Annotated in this window: 15 protein-coding genes; 8 read left to right on the forward strand and 7 right to left on the reverse strand. The window is 64.4% G+C overall.

From position 1 onward, the window contains the following. Position 1: 1 nt before the first annotated feature. Positions 2 to 1,303 (reverse strand): TolC family protein, encoded by a 1,302-nt coding sequence (locus tag L858_RS0117265; protein WP_022684350.1) that lies wholly within the window; start codon positions 1,301 to 1,303, stop codon positions 2 to 4. A gap of 144 nt (positions 1,304 to 1,447) precedes the next feature. Here L858_RS0117265 and L858_RS0117270 point away from each other — a divergent pair, with 144 nt between their 5' ends. Next, positions 1,448 to 1,654 (forward strand): hypothetical protein, encoded by a 207-nt coding sequence (locus L858_RS0117270; protein ID WP_022684351.1) that lies wholly within the window; start codon positions 1,448 to 1,450, stop codon positions 1,652 to 1,654. A 310-nt stretch (positions 1,655 to 1,964) separates the two neighbouring features. Here the strand turns inward: L858_RS0117270 and L858_RS0117275 are convergent, their stop codons facing one another. Beyond that, entirely contained in the window at positions 1,965 to 3,203 is a 1,239-nt protein-coding gene (locus tag L858_RS0117275; protein ID WP_022684352.1) for a site-specific integrase, read from the reverse strand. A gap of 146 nt (positions 3,204 to 3,349) precedes the next feature. Between L858_RS0117275 and L858_RS0117280 the strand changes: the two genes are divergently transcribed. The 3 genes from L858_RS0117280 (at position 3,350) to L858_RS0117290 (ending at position 5,694) form a co-directional block, all read left to right on the forward strand. Next, a complete protein-coding gene (locus L858_RS0117280; protein ID WP_022684353.1) occupies positions 3,350 to 4,516 on the forward strand; it encodes a hypothetical protein in 1,167 nt (388 codons plus the stop codon). Between the two features lie 96 nt (positions 4,517 to 4,612). Next, on the forward strand, positions 4,613 to 5,011 hold the full coding sequence (locus L858_RS0117285; RefSeq protein WP_015449223.1) for an antitoxin Xre-like helix-turn-helix domain-containing protein: 399 nt from the start codon (positions 4,613 to 4,615) through the stop codon (positions 5,009 to 5,011). Then, the gene (locus L858_RS0117290) at positions 5,011 to 5,694 is read left to right on the forward strand and encodes an RES family NAD+ phosphorylase (protein WP_015449222.1); all 684 of its coding nucleotides are present in this window, start codon (positions 5,011 to 5,013) and stop codon (positions 5,692 to 5,694) included. The genes L858_RS0117285 and L858_RS0117290 overlap by 1 nt, the downstream gene beginning before the upstream one ends. A gap of 44 nt (positions 5,695 to 5,738) precedes the next feature. On the opposite strand, the gene L858_RS0117295 is transcribed toward L858_RS0117290, so the two are convergent. The 5 genes from L858_RS0117295 to L858_RS21780 form a co-directional block, all read right to left on the reverse strand. Next, on the reverse strand, positions 5,739 to 6,089 hold the full coding sequence (locus L858_RS0117295) for a hypothetical protein (protein WP_022684354.1): 351 nt from the start codon (positions 6,087 to 6,089) through the stop codon (positions 5,739 to 5,741). Positions 6,090 to 6,153: 64 nt separating this feature from the next. Continuing rightward, positions 6,154 to 7,167, reverse strand: coding sequence for a ParB/RepB/Spo0J family partition protein (locus L858_RS0117300; RefSeq protein ID WP_028056255.1), 1,014 nt, complete (start codon positions 7,165 to 7,167; stop codon positions 6,154 to 6,156). 47 nt (positions 7,168 to 7,214) lie between these two features. After that, positions 7,215 to 8,417 (reverse strand): AAA family ATPase, encoded by a 1,203-nt coding sequence (locus tag L858_RS0117305; protein WP_022684355.1) that lies wholly within the window; start codon positions 8,415 to 8,417, stop codon positions 7,215 to 7,217. A 196-nt stretch (positions 8,418 to 8,613) separates the two neighbouring features. Further along, complete coding sequence (locus L858_RS0117310; RefSeq protein ID WP_017183650.1) at positions 8,614 to 9,702, reverse strand: replication initiation protein; 1,089 nt, start codon at positions 9,700 to 9,702, stop codon at positions 8,614 to 8,616. 386 nt (positions 9,703 to 10,088) lie between these two features. Further along, positions 10,089 to 10,385 carry a hypothetical protein gene (locus L858_RS21780; protein ID WP_128830639.1) on the reverse strand — a complete coding sequence of 99 codons (297 nt, stop codon included), beginning with the start codon at positions 10,383 to 10,385 and terminating at the stop codon, positions 10,089 to 10,091. Between L858_RS21780 and L858_RS0117315 the strand changes: the two genes are divergently transcribed. From L858_RS0117315 to L858_RS0117330, 4 genes are all read left to right on the forward strand, one after another. Next, positions 10,369 to 10,695 (forward strand): single-stranded DNA-binding protein, encoded by a 327-nt coding sequence (locus tag L858_RS0117315; protein ID WP_017183648.1) that lies wholly within the window; start codon positions 10,369 to 10,371, stop codon positions 10,693 to 10,695. The genes L858_RS21780 and L858_RS0117315 overlap by 17 nt on opposite strands. Before the next feature lie 62 nt (positions 10,696 to 10,757). Continuing rightward, the gene (locus L858_RS0117320) at positions 10,758 to 11,624 is read left to right on the forward strand and encodes a DUF7146 domain-containing protein (protein WP_022684358.1); all 867 of its coding nucleotides are present in this window, start codon (positions 10,758 to 10,760) and stop codon (positions 11,622 to 11,624) included. Between the two features lie 66 nt (positions 11,625 to 11,690). Beyond that, positions 11,691 to 15,890: a strawberry notch-like NTP hydrolase domain-containing protein gene (locus tag L858_RS0117325; RefSeq protein ID WP_022684359.1), complete on the forward strand. Its 4,200-nt coding sequence runs from the start codon at positions 11,691 to 11,693 to the stop codon at positions 15,888 to 15,890. A gap of 111 nt (positions 15,891 to 16,001) precedes the next feature. Further along, entirely contained in the window at positions 16,002 to 18,014 is a 2,013-nt protein-coding gene (locus tag L858_RS0117330) for a ParB/RepB/Spo0J family partition protein (protein WP_022684360.1), read from the forward strand. The last annotated feature ends 33 nt before the right edge of the window (positions 18,015 to 18,047 follow it).

Below are 18,047 nucleotides of genomic sequence, written 5' to 3' on the forward strand. Positions count from 1 at the left end.
ATCATTCCCCCTGTGTGGTCGGCGCGCGGGCGGTAAGCCGCTCAAGCTGCGCCTGGGCGATGTGGTAGGAGAGCAGCGCGTCGATAGCCGCCGCCCGCGTCGCGGCGAGCGTCCGTTCGGCATCGAGCAAATCGAGCTGGCCGAACTTCCCCTCCCGATAGCCGATGCGGGCTATGCGGGCGGCTTCTTCGGCCGCCGCGAGTGCGGGACCGCTGGCCGCTGCCGCGCTGGTGGCTGCGTTGGCGGCATCGGCTTGAGCGCGCGCGATGGCCTGATCGACATCGAGCGCTGTGAGACGCCGCTGCGCATCGGCACGCTGCCGTTCAGCAGTTGCTTGGTTCAAGGCCGCGCGCCCGTTGTTGAACAACGGGATCGGGATCGACATGCTGAAGATAGCCGCTGTGTCGTTGGTCTGCTCTAACCGGCGAGCGCCGGCCCCAAGAGTCAGATCCGGCACGCGCTGCGAGCGGGCGAGCCGCACACCCGCATCGGCGATGGTGAAATCGGCATTGGCTGCCGCCATCACGAGCGTGCCCGCGCTCTCTATCGGCCGTAACGGGCCATAGGTCGCCGGGATTCGGGAGAACCAGTCTGCATCGAGTGGTCCCGAAATTGGCTGGCCGATAATGCGTGACAGGGTGAACCGTGCGACTGCGACGGCCCGTTCCTCACGCAACAGCGCAGCGTCGGCGTTGACCCTCGCCACGTTCGCTCTCTCGGCTTCAAGTGGCGAAGCACGACCCGCTTGCACACGCACACGGGCGGCTCTTAGTGCTTCATCAGCAATCCGGGCCTGATCCTCGGCTGTGACAAGTCGGCGCTCCGCCGAGGCGGCCTCCGCATAGGCGCGCACGACACTGAGCCGGAGATCGGCTTGCGCGATCGCCGCCTGTATCGTCGCCCGGTTCGTCCGGGCGTCGGCGACGGCGATCCGCGCCGATCGCTTGCCGCCCAGTTCGATCGGCAACGTAAGCGATGTCGTCGCTTCAAGGCTCTGTGTTCCGCGATACTGGCCGGAGCCGGCGACATTTTCAGCCTCGACCGTGACGCTCGGATTGGGACGTAGGCCCGCAACTTGGCGTCCGGCTTCCGCCGCGCGGATGTCCGCCGAGGCTGCCTCAAGCGCTGGCGATACGGCGCCCGCGAGTTCGAGAGCACGGTCAACAGTAAAAGCCGACCCCGTCAGTGCGGGCGACCTGCTTTGTTGCTGCGCCGGCCTGGCCTCAGCCAGCGGCCCGGTTTGAGCTTGCGCGATGCTCGCGCAAGCGGTCGCGGCTAGCAAAGCCGCGAGTGATCGGTGCATGATCGAAAGACTCCTGACAATTCCGAAGAAGCCCCCAGAGGGAGCAGGTTAGAATTGTCAGGCTTTCGGAGGGCGGTGCGCGGGAGCTGTCAGAGTGGAAACCAGATTCGTCGCGTTCCCAAGCACAGGCGACGCGGTCCGCAGATGTACTACGGGTACGAAGCCGTCCTTCACAGGCTCGCCAATCTGGTGGCCATGGCAACCGCCGTGATGGTGCGGCGTCGCCTTGCCGTCGTCAGATGGGACCTCATCCCGATCGCCATCGGCATGACCGAGACCTGCCGCGACATTCGAATCGAGGCAACCGATGGGTTCGGCAGCATGCGCAATCGCGCCCACCATCAACGATAGTGAGACGAGGCACATGAGTATGAGGGCTAGGAAGCGTCCCATCGAACGGGCTATAGCATAATGATCAAGTCAGAAAAGGCTTCCTTTCGTGAGCTCGGCTTTGGTGTACCGTTATATCATGCATTTTGTGTGTTCGATGAAGTGACCGTGGCTAAATCCTGACCGTCGACTTGGCGCATGATCAGAACGGTTTCACGGGCATAACATTCCGACAGAATAGGCTGACTGCAGGCATCAAAACTATTGCTCAGCGCATCTGAAAACCTAAACTCACCTCAGAATGGAAGTAGCGCTGATCTGACACTTGCAGTTAGCCTAGCTTCGCCATCAGCCGCCCGGCCGCACCCTGCTCAGCGGCAAGGTTGCGATTATAGGCGAGCGGCATGCGCGGACTTTTCCAGCGCAACGCGTCCATGATGCCAGTGAGGCCCTCGCCGCTGGCGAACAGGTCCTGGTTGAGTCCCACCCGCGTCGAGTGGGCGCTGATCCCCTTGAGCAGCCGCACCAGATCATCAGCGGTCAAGTCGCCGAGCGCCCCGCGATCGAACGCCCGCTGGATGATCCGTCGCCAGATCGGGCCGATCGATCCCGGGTGTAGTGCGGCCTCGCCGACATCGTACTCCACCCGCGCCGCCATCGCGCGTTTGGGCAGCGTCTTGCGCAGGTCCCAGGCCTCACGCCCCGAGATGCTGGCGATCGGCCGGCCCGGATCCGCCAGCCTCGCTTTATAGCGCCGCACCTGCACGCGCCGAAACAGCGGGCCCGCGGCGATCCCCGAGGCCGCGCGCCACGCCGCAATAGCCCGTACCGAGCGAGGCGATATAAATGCGGTCGCCCCCTCCCCCTCCTGATCCGCCTTGCTGCGCGGGATTTCGAGCAGCCGTGCCTCCGGATCGAGAGCGTCCACGATATGCTCCACCGCAACCGCCACTAGTTCGGAGGCGCGCAGGCCCGTGTCATAAGCCGCCGACAGCAACGCGCGATCGCGCAGCCCCGGCAGATCGTCGCCGCAGGCCTCCAGCAGCGCGCGAATGTTGAGCCCGCGAGCCTGGTCCCGCTCGACATCCTTGACTGGCCCCTTGAATCGCAGCGGCCTCGCCTGCTTTTGCGCCGTGCCAGTTCTCCGACGGATCGCCGCCAGACGCAGCTTCACCAATGGCGCCTGGGTCGGATCCTTAAGTTCGAGCAGTTGATGGACCTTGGCGATCGACGCTTTGTAGCGACCGAGCGAGGCGGGTTTGGCACCCTCCCCCGCGCGCGCATCGAGATAGTCGGCGACCATCTCAGGCGTCGCCGGGAGTGCAATTCGCTGTGTGCGGCGACACCACGCATCGAACGCCTCAATATCGGATCTCAGCGCGCGGACGCTGTGGGGCGACGATGCGGCCTGATAGGCGGCGATCAGCGCCTCGTTCACGACGATCGGCTCGACAGCCCTCATCTGCACGATCGCCCATGGAAGGTCGCCGAACGGCGCAATGGGCGTCAGCGCAGTCTCAGCGGCCGCTACAACGGATTCTCGCTCTTCTCGGGCGGTATCGGTGCCCATGACGTGCCACGCTCCTCAGGCGGGCTTGTACGCCACCTAATAAAGAGAGGTCAATTCCGGATATGTGATAACTGCAATTATCACATGTTCATTTACGGACCCTCCGAGCAGTTGTGCAGTGTTTTGGCATTCACTACACATTCGGCATGGAGCGCTTCCATCCCCTCGCCGCCGACACCGACGCTCCGCCCGAGGCGCTTGGCCAGGCGCAGGCGGAATGCGCGCTCGCGCTCGGCCGCCTCGACGGGCTCCTCACCGGCCTCACCGATACCGAAAAGCGGCTGTTCTGCGTAGGGCTGCTGCGCGAGGTGCTCCTCTCGGCCTTGGCGCAGGCGGGATTTGCTGACGCCGAACACCGGTTCAACGCCTGGTTCGCCGGGCTCGATCGCGCCCCCCAAGAGACGCCCCTCACCGCCTGCTCCGCCTATGCCGTGGTCCGCGCCCTGCTGGGCGAACTCAGCCATCATCCGTGGGAACCGCTTGCCGACGCCGCGCAGACCATCGCTCTGGCCGCTCGCTTCGGGGCCGACCGCCCGATGCAAGCCGAAGATGCGCTGGCGGAGGAGGCGATCGGCAGAGCGCTCACGCTGGTGAAACAGGCCGGCGCGGATGACGAGATTCCCCTGCCCTTCGCGGGTCTGGCGCGCCTCCACGCGCTGCTGCACGCCGATCCGCTGTTCGCGCCGCTGGAGCGCGCGGTGCAAATCCGTTCGCTTGGGAACCGCGCGGTGGCGATCGATCAGGCCGCCCCGCGCACGCCGCTCTGGGCGGTCGATGCCTCGCTGGGGCGGCTGCTGGCCGCGTGCGGCGCGTGGCAGCTTGCCCTCCCCTGCCCCGGCGCGGTGACCGCCGAAACGCTTCAGCCGCAGCTCTGGCCTGGCGAACGCGCCATTGTCTCAGCGCGAACTCTCCACGCCAGCGCTACCCGGCTTGCAGAGCTGGTCGCGAAAGCGCGACGGCGCGCGGCGCTGATGCGCGAGCAGCTGGGGCACCTGCGCTCGAGCGCGCGGGCACCGCAGGTGTGGATCCTGCTCGCTGGTTTTGCGCCGCTCGGGCTCGATCAGATGACCTCGGCGTTCGGGATCAGCCGGCGCGGCACCTATGCGATCGGCGACGCGCTAGTCACAGCGGGCCTCGCGCGGCGCGCGAGCATCAAGGGCAAGGTTCTGCTGGTCGCCGAAGCGCCGCGAAGGGATCGGTTGTCGGCACCCCTGGACCACGCTCTCGCGCTCCCCCATCCGGCGCTCACCGAGTTCGACGCGGCGATGGGCGAGATCGACCGGCTGCTCGCCGGCAGTTCTGGCCATCCCTGACGCGGCCTCGCGCGCATTAGGCGTGTATGAAAACTGATCTCCTCTTGACGTTATGTACAGATATCATACATAGACAGAGAAAGAAGGAGATGGCCAATGGCCACAGCTGCCCATTCCGGCGTCCCCGCCAAAGCGCCTAGCCGCAAGGACCTGAGCGGTCCGGCGCTGCGCACCTTTTTCCGCATTGCCGACGCCTGGGGCCTTAAGGAAGCCGAGCAGATGAAGCTTCTCGGGCTCGACAGCCGCTCGACCTTCCAGACCTGGAAGCGCGGCGCCGTCGCGGCGATTCCCAAGGATGCGCTGGAGCGCATCTCCTATGTCATGGGGATCTACAAGGGGCTGAAGATGCTCCTGCCCCGTACCGCCAACGAATGGGTACGCAAACCCAATGAGGCGCCGCTGTTCGCCGGACGCCCGGCGATCGAGCGGATGGCCTCGGGCAATGTCGCCGATCTCTACGTGGTGCGCCAATATATCGACGCGCAGCGCGGCTGATGGATGCTATTGCGACGACGCAAGTGCGGTGGCAACCGTGCTATCGGATCGTCGCAAGCCGGTTCCCGCCCATATCGCTGTTTGAAGACGTCGCGGATCCGGCCGATTTAGAAGCGGTCTATGCGATCGAGGCGATGACCAACGACCGGCTTCGCGACGAGGTCGGGGACCTCGCGCTCGTCCCATCGGAGGACCGCGTATCGGGACCCGGGACATCGGCAATCATGGCAGCGTTCACCCACCTCAATCCAGATGGCAGCCGATTCTGTGACGGCAGTTTCGGGTTGTTCTATGCTTCCAACACCATCGAGACTGCGGTTGCCGAGACGAGCCATCACCGAACCCGCTTCATGGCGTACACCCACGAACCGGCGCAGGAACTCGACATGCGCGTCTACGCGGTCGACTTGGACGCCATGCTCCACGATATTCGCGGCCTGCGCGATGAACGCCCTGCCCTCTACGCCCCGGACAGTTATGCCGCCGGCCAGGCGCTTGGCCGACACCTGCGTGAGCAAGGTTCGGATGGCATCGTATACCAAAGCGTGCGCGACACCGACGGCGAGTGCGCCGCGGTGTTCCGCCCTCGCCTACTCGCAAACTGCCGACAGGAGCGGCACCTGTGCTACGTTTGGGATGGCCGGGCGATTGTCACCGTCTACGAGAAGAAGACATTCACCTAAAGGTCCTGCGGACAAGCTAGCCTTTCGGCATCGAGTGACGCCTGTCAGGAATAGACCCCGGCAGCCATACGATCGAGATCTTCCATGACGATATCGATATCGCCATTCGCAACCAATTCCGCAGCCGTTTTCCCAACTCCAGAAAGGGGTTGATGCTTGAACCAGATAACCGCCTTGCCTTCTTCGCCTGCGAGCTCTGCCGCTCGCGTTATAACTCGGGCTATTTCCTCCAGTTTAATCTGCACGGTCGGGGCGGAGGGATACAGAGTCATGGCCTTACGATCCAGGCGAGCAACGCGAGCCAAATGCGCCATGGAGAAGCGCAGGCGCTCCGCCAGACGACGGGGCGCGATGATCTCATTCTCGCGAATGCCATCCTGGAAGGCTGCAGTCATTGGGCAGTCCATATTCAACATGTGAAGACAAAACTCTCACATCTCAGAACCGCTGAAGATTGTCCTAGCTCCAATGCTGATCGAGCAGGGCTTTCAACGCGGCCTCCGCTTCAGCCCGCGTACCACCGGCATGCGGAAGCAGGGTGAGCTTGAGACCCTTACGATCCACCGCCTCCACTTTCAGCAATGGTTTCCCCCCTTCGGACACGATCGTTTCTGGCTTTCCTGACTTCTTGGGGGATCCTGACCTCTTGGGGGGATCGGCGGCCAGAGCGAGAGCGCGTATGATATCGGGAACCGGCATCGGTGCTGCGCGGTCGGACTGCACCTGAGCGAGACGCCCCGCCTCGGCGAACACACGCTGCCGCCGGTCCTCCGGTTTCAAGAGAGGCTTGATCGCGGTGACATGCTTGATCCTGAGATCCTGTGGGATGGCAAAGGCCGCCATCAGTTCTGCCGGCAGTCGGGCAAGGTCGAGATAGCGGCTGAGCCAGCTTTCCGTGACGTTGATCCGCTCGGCCATGACCTTCTGGCGCCCTTCATAATAGGCGTCGAGCGCGCGCAAATAATCGCGCGCGCGCTCCAGATCGGTAAGGTCGTCGCGCGCCCGGTTTTCCAGGTCCGCAAGCCGGAAAGCCTCTTCGTCGGTAAGGCTGCGGATATCGACGAGAAAGCGGAAATCCGGATAGTTGTGGGCGCGCAGCCAACTGATCGTCCAATGCCGGCGCGCGCCGCAAATCACCTCGAAATCGAAGGCAGGGTCGTCCTTCACACGGCGGACGATGGCGGGCATTTCCTGTTTGCCCTGCGCCTTGATGCTCTCGATGAGATCGGCGCACCGCTCCTCGTTAAGCAGCGCATATTCGCGGTTATGGCCGACCCACATCCGGCAGCGTGCAGGATCAACGAGTTCATGGGTGCGTGAGACGACACTGCCCGTCGCCAATTCGGCGAGCCGGCTTTCTCGACCCGCCAGGACGCTCGCACCGATGCCGGGGCGCCGGGCCGCTGGAGCTTGCGCCCCCGGGTCGATTCCGGCGACCAGATCAGCCGCGAAGTTGGCGTTTTTCTTGCTCATCATCCACCCCTTCTACCCGGAATTGCACCGGTGCAATTTTGCTCGCATCAGGCGAGGCCCTCCTTGCGCAAGCGCGCCAGATGGCTGGGCCACATCGACCGGATGTCGACCTCGATTTCACTGTTCACGCCGTCGAGATAGGCGAGGCAGCGGTTGCGCACCGCCGAACTGGTGACAGGTCCGTCAAGCTCATAGACCGTCATCAGCCGCGCCGTCGCATTGTCGATTTCCGCCGAATCCTTGAGCGGTGTGCGCACGATCGCGTGGCCGAAAAGGGTCCGCATCAGGTTGAGCAGTTCCTTCTGCATCGACTTGTTCTCGTCGACCTTGGAGGCCACGAAGCGCAGAAACTGCAGCGACGGGGCCAAGCCGCGATCGGCCAGCGTCTCGATGGTCTCGTCGAGCATTGCGAGGAAGGCCGCAGTCGATGAAAAGTCCATCACTGTCGGCGGCACCGGCACGACCAGCGCATTGGCCGCACGCAGCACCGAAAGCGAGATCGCGCCAAGCGCCGGCGGCGGATCGAGAACGACGACATCGAACCGATCGGCAATGCTCGCAATGCCTTGCGCCATGCGGTCGATCAGGTTCCCCTGCCCCCGCGCCATGCGCGCCGCGATTTCATATTCCGACTGGAAGAGCCGCAGATTGGCCGGGACAAGCTCCAGACCGTCGAAGTGGGTCTTGCGCAAGGCATAGTCGAGCGACTCCATGTCGTCGTGCCGCAGGAACGGATAGAGCGTGTCCTCCTCGGTCAGGTCGAGGTCGGGAACATAGCCGAAGAGCGTCGTTGCCGACGCCTGGCTGTCGCAATCTATGAGAGCCACCCGATAGCCCTTGATCGCGAGATATTGAGCCAAGTGCACCGATAGGGTCGATTTCCCGACCCCGCCCTTGAAGTTCTGCACCGCGATGACGCAACAGGGGTCGGTGGCAGCCCGCCAGGGCCGGGTGCCGAACAATCCCCGCATGTCGTTGAGCTGCGCCAGGGTATAACCGACGCGCCGATTATTTTCGGTTCGCGGAGGCGGCGGCAAGCGGCCGTCCTTCTCGGCCTCGCGAATGGCCGCCGCGGTCCGGCCGACCAGTTCGGCCGCTTTACCGATCGGGAAGGTGGGCTCGCGCCGTTCGTCCGCCCGGGCGCTACGCGCAGAGTCGCGGAGCCGCTCGAGAACAGAGCTGGTCCGTTGTGCAAGCGTTGAGACGGACAGCAGATCCTGCGTGGCCTCAATATCGAGTGATGCAGCCAAGATAGGCCCCCTTGCGAAACTGTAGGGGGCATAGCTCAATTTGCACTTTTAGGTCAATGAAAGGCTTATTTTCGCAAGTGAGTAGGCCCGGTCGGCCCAATTGCCTCGAATTGCGTCGCCAGCCTTTCGTGCGCACGCCTACAACCTGACCTCTTGGGGGCTAGCCACCCTGAAATTGCACCGGTGCAATTTCGGCTCAAGGGCGCCCGCGCCGCGCCAGGAAGCTCTCGCAAAAGCCGGTCCAGGACGCGATCAGCTTGGCGCCCTTCAGCTTCGCCAGCCTCTCACCCATCTGCGCGCGATAGGCGTCGGCAATCAGGTCGATGTCCCAACCACCGCCGGCCGAACGGCCAATGGCCGCGAGCGTGTCCGACCCAAATCGGATCGTGCCGTTTGGGAAGGTAACCTCCCCTGCCCCAGTCTTATCCTTTGACACCAAGGCCGCCACCGCCGCCTGCGTGACGGCTTCGACGGCCACAGTCTCGACCTCGTCCTCGCGCCTCGCCTTCCTCCCCGCAGAGTGTCGGGCAATTTCATCCACGGTCGCTATCTGCTCAGGCGCATCCTTTGGCTCAAAACGAAATTCGATCTCGGTGACGGTTCGACCCTGACGGATTTCCCGCCACTCCACACGGAAATGAGCGAGCTGGTCGATTTCGGCCTTCGCCTTTTCGAGAACCTTGCGGCGCAGCTGCGCAAAGTCCTTGTAAACGTCTGGCGCGATGCCGAGCAGCGCACGCAGTGCCGTCATGTCGCCCTTCCATAGCGACTGGCGTCGATGCAACCGCAATGCCCCGATCTCGTACAGCTTTAGCGCATAGGTCGACCGAAAGCCGAGCACCGCCTGCCGGTTCAGGACCGCATAGGTCTCCGATTCCTGAATCAGTTTCCGAGCGTCGGGCGTGAACTCCCACTCGATCCACCCTGCCTCAGCGCCCTCCTCGTCCTCCACTTCTTCGCGCGATGATGAGATCAGAGAAAAGCGCAGCGTCGCCTTCTTGCCGCGCCAGGACTTATCATCGACCGCAAAAAGCGTGCGATGCAGTTCCTCGAGCATATCCGAGATGCGCTCATTGCCCTTGTGGCCGCGGCGAATATCCGCCTTTCGCATCTTGTGCGGGCGGTCCTCCCAGGCATCACCGCCCGCAGTCAAAATCATCAGCGCAAGCAAACGCGAAGCGGTCAGGCTCAGCGACTGGCCTTTGACGAACTTGACCTCAACGATGCTGCCGGGCTTGGCGAACTCGTCGCCGCCCTTGGCCTGCAGGGCGGCAGCCACCCGCATCGCCCGCCCCGGAGAAGCATCATCACCGGCGGGGGAGGGCGTTACAGCGTGGTCTAGGGCTTTTTCGTCATCCATGCCATGAAGTCTGCACCGATTCGTCCGGCGTGGAAGAAAATCTGCCTGACCTGTCCTCTTGCGTCAAGTCAGGGCAGGATAGACGGCGGTTTCGGCCCCCAAGAGGTCAGGATGGAACTTCACCCCGAAACGACAAAACACAAGGAAGTACGCCGAGTCGCGTTTCAAAGCGATCTGACCCTCGCAAACGGCCGCGGAGAGGGCGAAGAACGTCCCTGACGAGCGATATGACGAGCGAATCGCGCCCAACAGAGCCTGGCCCCCATGCGGTCAGGAAAGCCCCAACCGGTCAGGTTGCATCCCCCGATCGGTCAGGAATGAGCCCCCACAAGGGCAGGCAAAATCCCCCGTCCGGTCAGGATAGGCTTGCTCAAGCCCGCAGAAACGCTGGGCTTTCGGCTTCCCGAATCTGAATCCTTTTGAATCGGAAAAGCTTCCGCTGCGAGCAGCGGCGTTTTGATATTTTTATTTTGAGAAAGAGATTGGCGCTGCGCTTGAAGCAAACCTTCAATCCCCCTGCCTGGAGGGATACGCGAAGTTGGCCGTCCACGATAGGCTTCCTCGCCAAAGGACGTCACGAATGGAGGGTGCATGATCAACTTCGCCAAGTTCGAGATCATCGGCCGGATCGGCGAAATCGATGCGCGACCGAAAGTCACCCTGCTGTCGGTCTGCGCGAATTACCGCCGCAAGGGTGACGATGACGAATGGCAGGAAGACAGTCACTGGAACCGCGTGAGCGTCTTCAGCGAGGGCCAGCGCAAGCATATCGCCGACCGAGCCCAAGTCGGGGATCTGGTGCGGATTGCCGGGCGGCTCAAGGACAGCTCCTATGAACGCGACGGCGTGACCCATTACACAACCGATCGCATCGTCGAGGAATTCGGTATCCTCGCAGCCAAGGGCATGCCTGGCTGAATTGGCGGAGAGGGGAGGGCGCAACCGGCAGCGGCGCTCCACCACTTTGCAAGGATTAGTTGATGCCCCTAGCTGCTTCCCATCGCGCCAAAGCCATTGTCGAAGCCCTCGGCGGAACGTGGCGCGGGACGTGCGGCGAATGCCGTTGCCCGGCTCATGACGATCATGGCCCCAGCCTGTCAGTGCGCCTGGGCGAACGGGCGATCTTGTTCCACTGCTTTGCTGGCTGCGATACGCGCGACGTTCTGACTGCCCTGCGCCGGCGGAAACTTCACGATGCGGTGCCGCTCACCATGCCGCGCCCGAAGGCGATGGCCGACCATCGCGCTCTCGCGCTTCGGCTATGGAAGGCAAGCCAGCCCATAGCCGGCTCGCCAGCGGCCGATTACCTTGCCGCACGCGGTCTTGCTCCTCCCTATCCGCGTTGTCTGCGCTACAATCCGCGCACCATCGTCGGGGCCGGTGAGCGTCGCCGGTACTTTCCGGCGATGATCGCCGCGGTCGAGAATGATCTGGGAGTTGTCGCCGTCCAGCGGACCTGCCTCGATCTCGCCGACATCCTGCACAAACCCTTGCCAAAACCGAAGATTGCCCTTGGCCTTCTCGGCGACGCGGCCATTCGTCTGGCGCCGGCCGACGAGGAGCTTGGCCTTGCCGAAGGCATCGAGGACGCCCTTTCAGCAATGGCCTGGTTCGGAACGCCGACCTGGGCACTGGGCGGGGTCGAACGCCTTGGGCTTGTCGCCATCCCCGAACGGGTCAAGCGTATCATCGTCTATGGCGATCGCGGTGCCGCCGCTGCCGCCATGCTCAAAAAAGCTCGGCCGCATCTCACAGCCCATGGACGCGAACTGGTGCTCCGCCTCCCGGAACGGCACGCGGACTGGAATGATGCTTGGCGTGTCCGCCGGGCCACCGAGGCGGCCTGAGAGGGGAGGGGGCCTTCAGGCTGATGACCTGGCGCTGATGCCAGGTGTCAGACCCGGAGATACCCCATGGCCACACAACCCCTCGCGCTCACGCTGCCGCTCGATGATCCCGCCCGGACCGCTGCTCAAGGCATAGCCGACCGGCTGTCCGAAGGCCGTTCGGTTGCACGTAACGACCTCCTTGCCGGGATGACCTCCGCCTTCGGTGGCTCGAGCGCGGATGGCTCATGGTCATTGCGCGACGCCTATGATGTGCTCGAACTCGCGCAGATACTCCATCTGAAGAACACAACACTCCCGGCAGATGCGAATGTGCGGCTCGCCCAGCTGATCGCCATGACGGCGGCGCTTCCGACGCACAGCGTGCGTAGCGAAACGCAGGTCGCGTTCCAGCAATTCTCGACACCGGCACCGATCGGCTTCCTTGCCGCCAGGGCAGCCGCGATCACGGCAAGCGATATCGTACTCGAGCCCTCGGCCGGGACCGGGCTCTTGGCCGTACACGGTCATTTTGCCGGCGCTCGCCTTCTCCTCAATGAGATCGATGCCTGGCGCGCGCGTTTGCTGCGTCATGCCCTTCCCGAGGGCACATTGAGCACGCATGACGGCGAATTGATCGACGACATGCTCGATCCGCAACTGGTGCCGAGCGTCGTGCTCATCAACCCGCCCTTCTCGCGGAGCCAGGGACGGGGGCGCGACCGCCACGCTGCGCTTCGCCACCTGCGCTCCGCGCTCTTGCGCCTCGCACCAGGCGGGCGCTGCGCCGTCATTCTTCCCGATCGCATCGAGACAGGGGACGCGGATTGGCTGCACGCCACCGCGGGCGCACATCTCCGGCTGCATCTCGACCTGCCGCCCAATGCCTATACCAAGCACGGCACCGGGCAAGCGGTTCAGCTCATTCTCCTCGAAAAGGGCGGGGCAGGGGATTGCGTCTCACGCCAGACCTGTACGACGTTCGGCGCTGCGCTCGCGGCCGTCGATGCGATGGCGACCCCGTGCGCCCCCACGCCGCAACCGATCTCCCGCCCCAGCGGATTGTTCCGGGGCCTTACGCGGCGGACCCGCCCCGTAAGCTCGCGTGTGGCGGTAACCCTGCCCACGATCCGCGCGGTCGCCTATCACCGTCTCGACGCGCCGGCGCCCGCGGGCGAACCGCAAGGGATTTACCTGCCCTATCGGCCGAGCCGTCTGCTGATTGCCGATGCCCGTGAGCACCCAAGCGCGCTGGTCGAATCGCAGGCAATGGGATCGATTGCCGCACCCTCGGTCGCTTATGAACCCGTGCTGCCGGCCAGGATCTTGGACGACGGCCTGCTCTCGGACGCGCAGCTCGAAACGCTGATCTACGCTGGCGCGGCGTTCGAGCGTGACCTTCCGGGCCGGTTCGTATCTAGCGAGGAGGGGCTTTCGCTGTTGCCGGCAGAGGCCGGCAATGCCTATCGGACGGGCTTTTTCCTTGGCGATGGCACGGGCGCCGGCAAGGGGCGGCAGGTGGCGGGCGTCATCCTCGACCAGTGGTTGCGCGGCAACCGCCGCCACCTCTGGATATCCAAGAGCGAGACGCTGATCGAAGACGCGCGGCGCGACTGGTCGGCGCTTGGCGGCTTGCCGCTCGACATCCAGCATCTCAACCAGTGGAAGCTCGGCACCCCGATCGCGCTGGGCGATGGGATCCTCTTCCTGACCTATGCCACCCTGCGCTCCAACCGCGGTGACAGGGGCACGCGGCTGCGCCAGCTGATCGAATGGATGGGTGAGGATTTCAGCGGCGTCATCGTCTTCGACGAGGCGCATGAGATGGCCGGGGTGGCCGGTGGCGAGGGCCGGTTCGGCGCCACGAAAGGATCCGAACAGGGCATCGCCGGCGTCCGCCTCCAAAATCTCGCTCCGCGCGCCCGGATTCTCTACGCTTCGGCGACGGGCGCCTCGGACGTCAGCAACCTCGCTTATGCGACACGCCTCGGATTGTGGGGACCGCAGACGGCCTTCGCCGACCGGCGGGCCTTCGTGGAATCGCTTCGCCGCGGCGGCATCGCAGCGATGGAGTTGATCGCCCGCGACCTCAAGGCGCAGGGCCTCTATGCCGCGCGGGCGCTCAGCTTCGCCGGCGTCGAATATGACATCCTCGAGCATCGGCTCAGCGAAGAACAGATCGCCGTATACAATGCCTATGCCGATGCCTGGGCGATCATTCACAACAATCTGCAGGCCGCGCTCGCCGCCACGCGCGTCACCGACGGTTTCAGCGGTGCCACCTACAATAGCGGCGCGAAGGCCGCGGCGTTGTCGATCTTCGAATCGACCAAGCAACGCTTCTTCGGCCAGATCCTGCTGTCGATGAAGCTGCCGTCGCTGATCCCGGCGATCGCCGCCGATCTCGCGCGGGGCGACTGCGCCGTGGTCCAGCTCGTGTCGACGTCGGAAGCGATGCTCGATCGTGCCCTTGCCGACCTGTCCCCTGAGGAGCGCGCCTGGCTCGACATCGAGCTGTCCCCGCGCGAATTCCTGGTCGACTATCTGACGGCGGCCTTTCCGGTGCGCCAGATGCGCACCTATACCGACGATAGCGGCACGGTGCGCTCGGAACCGATGATCGACGAGGCTGGGCAGCCCGTGCTGTGCCGGGAAGCGATGGCCATGCGCGACCAGCTCCTCGAGCAACTCTGTGCGCTGCCGGTGGTCGGCTCGGCGCTCGATCATATCATCGGGCATTTCGGGACGGAGGCAGTGGCCGAGGTGACGGGTCGCAGCCGGCGGATCATCGTCGATGCCGAGGGCCGTCAGCGGATCGAACGGCGCAGCGCGCGCACGAACCTCGCGGAGACCGACAGCTTCATGCGCGGCGAAAAGCGTATCCTGATCTTTTCCGACGCCGGCGGCACGGGACGGAGCTATCATGCCAGCCTCGACGCGCTCAATCAGAGGCGCCGCATTCACTATCTCCTCGAGCCCGGTTGGCGTGCTGACGCGGCGATCCAGGGGCTGGGCCGCACGCACCGCACCCACCAAGCCAGCCCACCCCTGTTTCGGCCCGTTTCCACCGATTGCCGCGGCGAACGGCGGTTCATCTCGACCATCGCCCGGCGCCTCGACAGCTTGGGCGCCCTGACCCGCGGCCAACGCCAGACCGGCGGGCAGGGACTTTTCGACCCCCGCGACAATCTGGAGTCCGACTTCGCGCGGGAATCGCTCGACCAGTGGTTTCGCCTACTGTTCCAGGGAAAGCTCCAATCGGTGCGCTTTGATCAATTCCAGTCGCTCACCGGTTTGAACCTGGCCGGGGAGGGTGGGGGGCTCACTGAGACCTTGCCCACGATCCAGCGGTGGTTGAACCGCATCCTGGCACTGCGCATCGACCTGCAGAACGCGATCTTCGACGAATATCTGGGCTTGATCGAAGCACGGGTGGAAAAGGCCCGCGAGGCTGGCACCCTCGATCTTGGCGTCGAAACGATCGCGGCCGACCGAATTTCGATCCTCGACCGCACGGTGATCCGGCGCGATCCCGTGAGCGGCGCCGAAACCGAGATCCTGCGTATCGAAACCGAGGAACGATATCGGCCGCTGACTCTGGAACGAGCGCATTGGCTTCTGGCCGACCCGGAAGCGCGCGGGTTGATCAACCCGCGTTCCGGCAAGGCCGCCATTTGCCGGCCGACCTTCTCGCTGACGGACGAAGAGGGGCGGACCGTGCGCCGCTACGAGCTGGTGCGTCCAACGCGCACCGAACGGCACCGGCAGGACCTCTTCGCCGAAACCCATTGGACCGACGTGGACCGCGCGAGCTTCGACGAAGCCTGGCAGGCCGAATGCGACGCGATGGCCGCGCAGACGCGTACGCAGATCATCTATCTGGTCACGGGCCTGCTGCTCCCGGTCTGGGGAAAGCTGCCCGACGATCATGTCCAGGTCTGGCGGTTGACGAGCGATGACGGCCAGTCGCTTCTCGGGCGTCTTATTCCGGCGCCGCTGGTGGAGCGGATCGCCAGCGCATTCGGCATCGCCGCCCATGTCGCGATCGATCTAGGCGCGCGGGTCGAGCACGTTCGCACCTCGGGCGAGATCATGCCGATCGGGTCGCTCCGGCTGAAGCGGGCCTTGGTCGCCGGCGACCAACGCCTCGAATTGCTCGACTGGAAGTCCGACGCCCTTCCTCATCTCAAGGCGGCGGGCTGCTTCACCGAGATCATCCAACACCGCACGCGGCTCTTCGTCCCACCGAGCCGCGCCGTCGAGATCCTTGGCGAGATAGCAGGCTGAGCAGCGGCAGCGTCAAGCGATCGAAGAGAGGGGAGGGGGCCTTCGGCCGGGTGGGCCTGAGTGGCTCAAGCCGGCCGACGACGTCGGCGCAACCCTCGAAGGAGACAACCGATGATCCAGTCCGTGAAGGTCAAGAACCTCTCGCTCTCCAAGGATAATGTCCGCAAATCCAATCGCGATGCCGACCTCGACAGTCTGGCCGAGAATATCGCTGCGCATGGCCTGTTGCAGAATCTCGTGGTCACGCCGCTAAAAAAAGCGGGGCACTTCACCGTCAAGGCGGGCGGCCGCCGCTTGCGGGCGCTCCAACGCCTGATTGAGACGAACCGGCTTGCCGCGGACCATGAGGTTCAGGTGCTGGTGCTCGAGGATGATGCCGGATCGGCCGAAGCGAGCCTTGCCGAGAATTTCCATCGCGTCGCGATGAACCCGGCGGATGAATGCTCGGCCTTCAAGCACTTCCTCGACCGGGGGGCGAGCGCCGAGGATGTGGCGAAACGCTTCGGGGTCACGACCCGCTTCGTCGAGCAGCGGGTCCGGCTTGCCGAACTGGCTCCGGTAGTCTTCGCGGCGCTGGCGGCGGGCGAGATCACGCTGGGGGTCGCCCAGGCTTATGCCGTCACGCCCGACGTCGATCGCCAGGCGCGCGTGTTCGAGAGCATGAGCCGGTCCTATTATGGTGACAATCCCGACAATGTCCGCCGTGCGCTCCTCAACGGGACGGTGAAGGCGACCGATGCGAAGGCGCGGTTCGTTGGCCGCGATGCCTATGTCGGTGCGGGCGGCCGGATCGAGCGCGACCTGTTCGGCGATGATGCGGACGAGAGCTGGATCGACGTGGAGATCATCGAGCAGCTTGCCGCCCAGAAGCTCGAAGCAGCGGCACAAATACTCGCTGCCGAGCAGAAGCTGGCATTCGTGACACCGGTCCTCGCGACCCATGTGCCCTATGACATGGAGTGCCAGCTCTACGAATATCATCCGGCGCTGCGCGAATTGAGCGAGGACGAGCAGGATCGCGTCGACAGTCTTTCCGATGAGGGCGATGCGCTCATCCGTGAACTGGAAACCGAACTTGAGGACGGCACACCAGAGGCCGAGGCGGCTTCGGTGCGGCTCGCCGACATCGAGCGGGAACTCGATGCGATCGAGGCGGCGCGCACGATGGTCGACGATGCGATCAAGGACCAGCTGGGCACCTTCATCTATCTGGCGCCCGATGGCAGTCCGCGGGTGCACAGCCGCATGTTCAGCGAGCGCGCCATTCGTCAGGCGGGCGCGGACGCAGAACCCGAAGCACCGTCCGGCAAGGTCGCGGCCTCCCGGCTCAGCGCGACGCTGGTTGACGAACTCGCGACCCAGCGGCGGCAGATCCTGGCGTCCCATGTCGCCTCGGACGCGGGGTTCGCGCTCGACCTCGCGATATTCCTGATCGCGCACCGGACCGTGTTCGCCAGCGGCTATGTCCGGGACCACTCGACGCTGCAAGCGGCCGCCGCGAGCTTCCCGATCGTCGGCTTCCGCGACGAAGGCAGCGCGGCCAGCAACGTCCTGGCCGAACAGCGCCAGGGGCTCGATGTGAGCTGGGCAGGCGGGAACACGCTGTCGTCGCGTTTCGATGCCTTCCGGCAACTGGATGAACAGGCGCGCGCCGATTGGCTTGCCCATGTCGTGGCGCAGACGCTCGAACCGACGCTCAACGTCGACGATGGCGGGCGCCGCAACGGCTTCCACGATCATCTCGGACGTCTGCTCGACATTGATGTCGCGCAATGGTGGCGGCCCGATGCCCAGAACTTTTTCGGACGCGTGAAGAAGGACGTCATGCTCGAAGCGCTTGAAGAGATCGGCGGGCCAGTACTGCGCGGCCGCTACAAGGACGCCAAGAAGGGTGACCTTGCCAATGCCTGCGCGGCGCTCTGTTCCGGGCAGGGCATCGTCGAGGCCGAAGTCCGGGAAAAGGCGCTCTGCTGGCTGCCCGATGAGATGCGGTTTGGCGCGGTGGAGAAGCCCGAAAGCTTCCGTAGCTATTCCGCCTTCCTCAGCGACGAAGACGACAGCGACGGCGGGGCAGGGGAGATCGCCCCCGATGGCGATGCTGATGACCTCGACGAGGCGGCCTGAGACCAACGCGTAATGGCCGGCGGCGCTCTTGCG

Source organism: Sphingobium bisphenolivorans (assembly GCF_000412635.1).
GTDB classification, from domain to species: Bacteria; Pseudomonadota; Alphaproteobacteria; order Sphingomonadales; family Sphingomonadaceae; genus Sphingobium; species Sphingobium bisphenolivorans.

What these genes read in the sequence shown, in the direction of transcription:
- L858_RS0117265 (WP_022684350.1), bottom strand. Translation starts at nt 1,303, where the DNA reads ATGCACCGATCACTCGCGGCTTTGCTAGCCGCGACCGCTTGCGCGAGC.
- L858_RS0117270 (WP_022684351.1), top strand. Translation starts at nt 1,448, where the DNA reads ATGTACTACGGGTACGAAGCCGTCCTTCACAGGCTCGCCAATCTGGTG.
- L858_RS0117275 (WP_022684352.1), bottom strand. Translation starts at nt 3,203, where the DNA reads ATGGGCACCGATACCGCCCGAGAAGAGCGAGAATCCGTTGTAGCGGCC.
- L858_RS0117280 (WP_022684353.1), top strand. Translation starts at nt 3,350, where the DNA reads ATGGAGCGCTTCCATCCCCTCGCCGCCGACACCGACGCTCCGCCCGAG.
- L858_RS0117285 (WP_015449223.1), top strand. Translation starts at nt 4,613, where the DNA reads ATGGCCACAGCTGCCCATTCCGGCGTCCCCGCCAAAGCGCCTAGCCGC.
- L858_RS0117290 (WP_015449222.1), top strand. Translation starts at nt 5,011, where the DNA reads ATGGATGCTATTGCGACGACGCAAGTGCGGTGGCAACCGTGCTATCGG.
- L858_RS0117295 (WP_022684354.1), bottom strand. Translation starts at nt 6,089, where the DNA reads ATGACTGCAGCCTTCCAGGATGGCATTCGCGAGAATGAGATCATCGCG.
- L858_RS0117300 (WP_028056255.1), bottom strand. Translation starts at nt 7,167, where the DNA reads ATGAGCAAGAAAAACGCCAACTTCGCGGCTGATCTGGTCGCCGGAATC.
- L858_RS0117310 (WP_017183650.1), bottom strand. Translation starts at nt 9,702, where the DNA reads ATGCGGGTGGCTGCCGCCCTGCAGGCCAAGGGCGGCGACGAGTTCGCC.
- L858_RS0117315 (WP_017183648.1), top strand. Translation starts at nt 10,369, where the DNA reads ATGATCAACTTCGCCAAGTTCGAGATCATCGGCCGGATCGGCGAAATC.
- L858_RS0117320 (WP_022684358.1), top strand. Translation starts at nt 10,758, where the DNA reads ATGCCCCTAGCTGCTTCCCATCGCGCCAAAGCCATTGTCGAAGCCCTC.
- L858_RS0117325 (WP_022684359.1), top strand. Translation starts at nt 11,691, where the DNA reads ATGGCCACACAACCCCTCGCGCTCACGCTGCCGCTCGATGATCCCGCC.
- L858_RS0117330 (WP_022684360.1), top strand. Translation starts at nt 16,002, where the DNA reads ATGATCCAGTCCGTGAAGGTCAAGAACCTCTCGCTCTCCAAGGATAAT.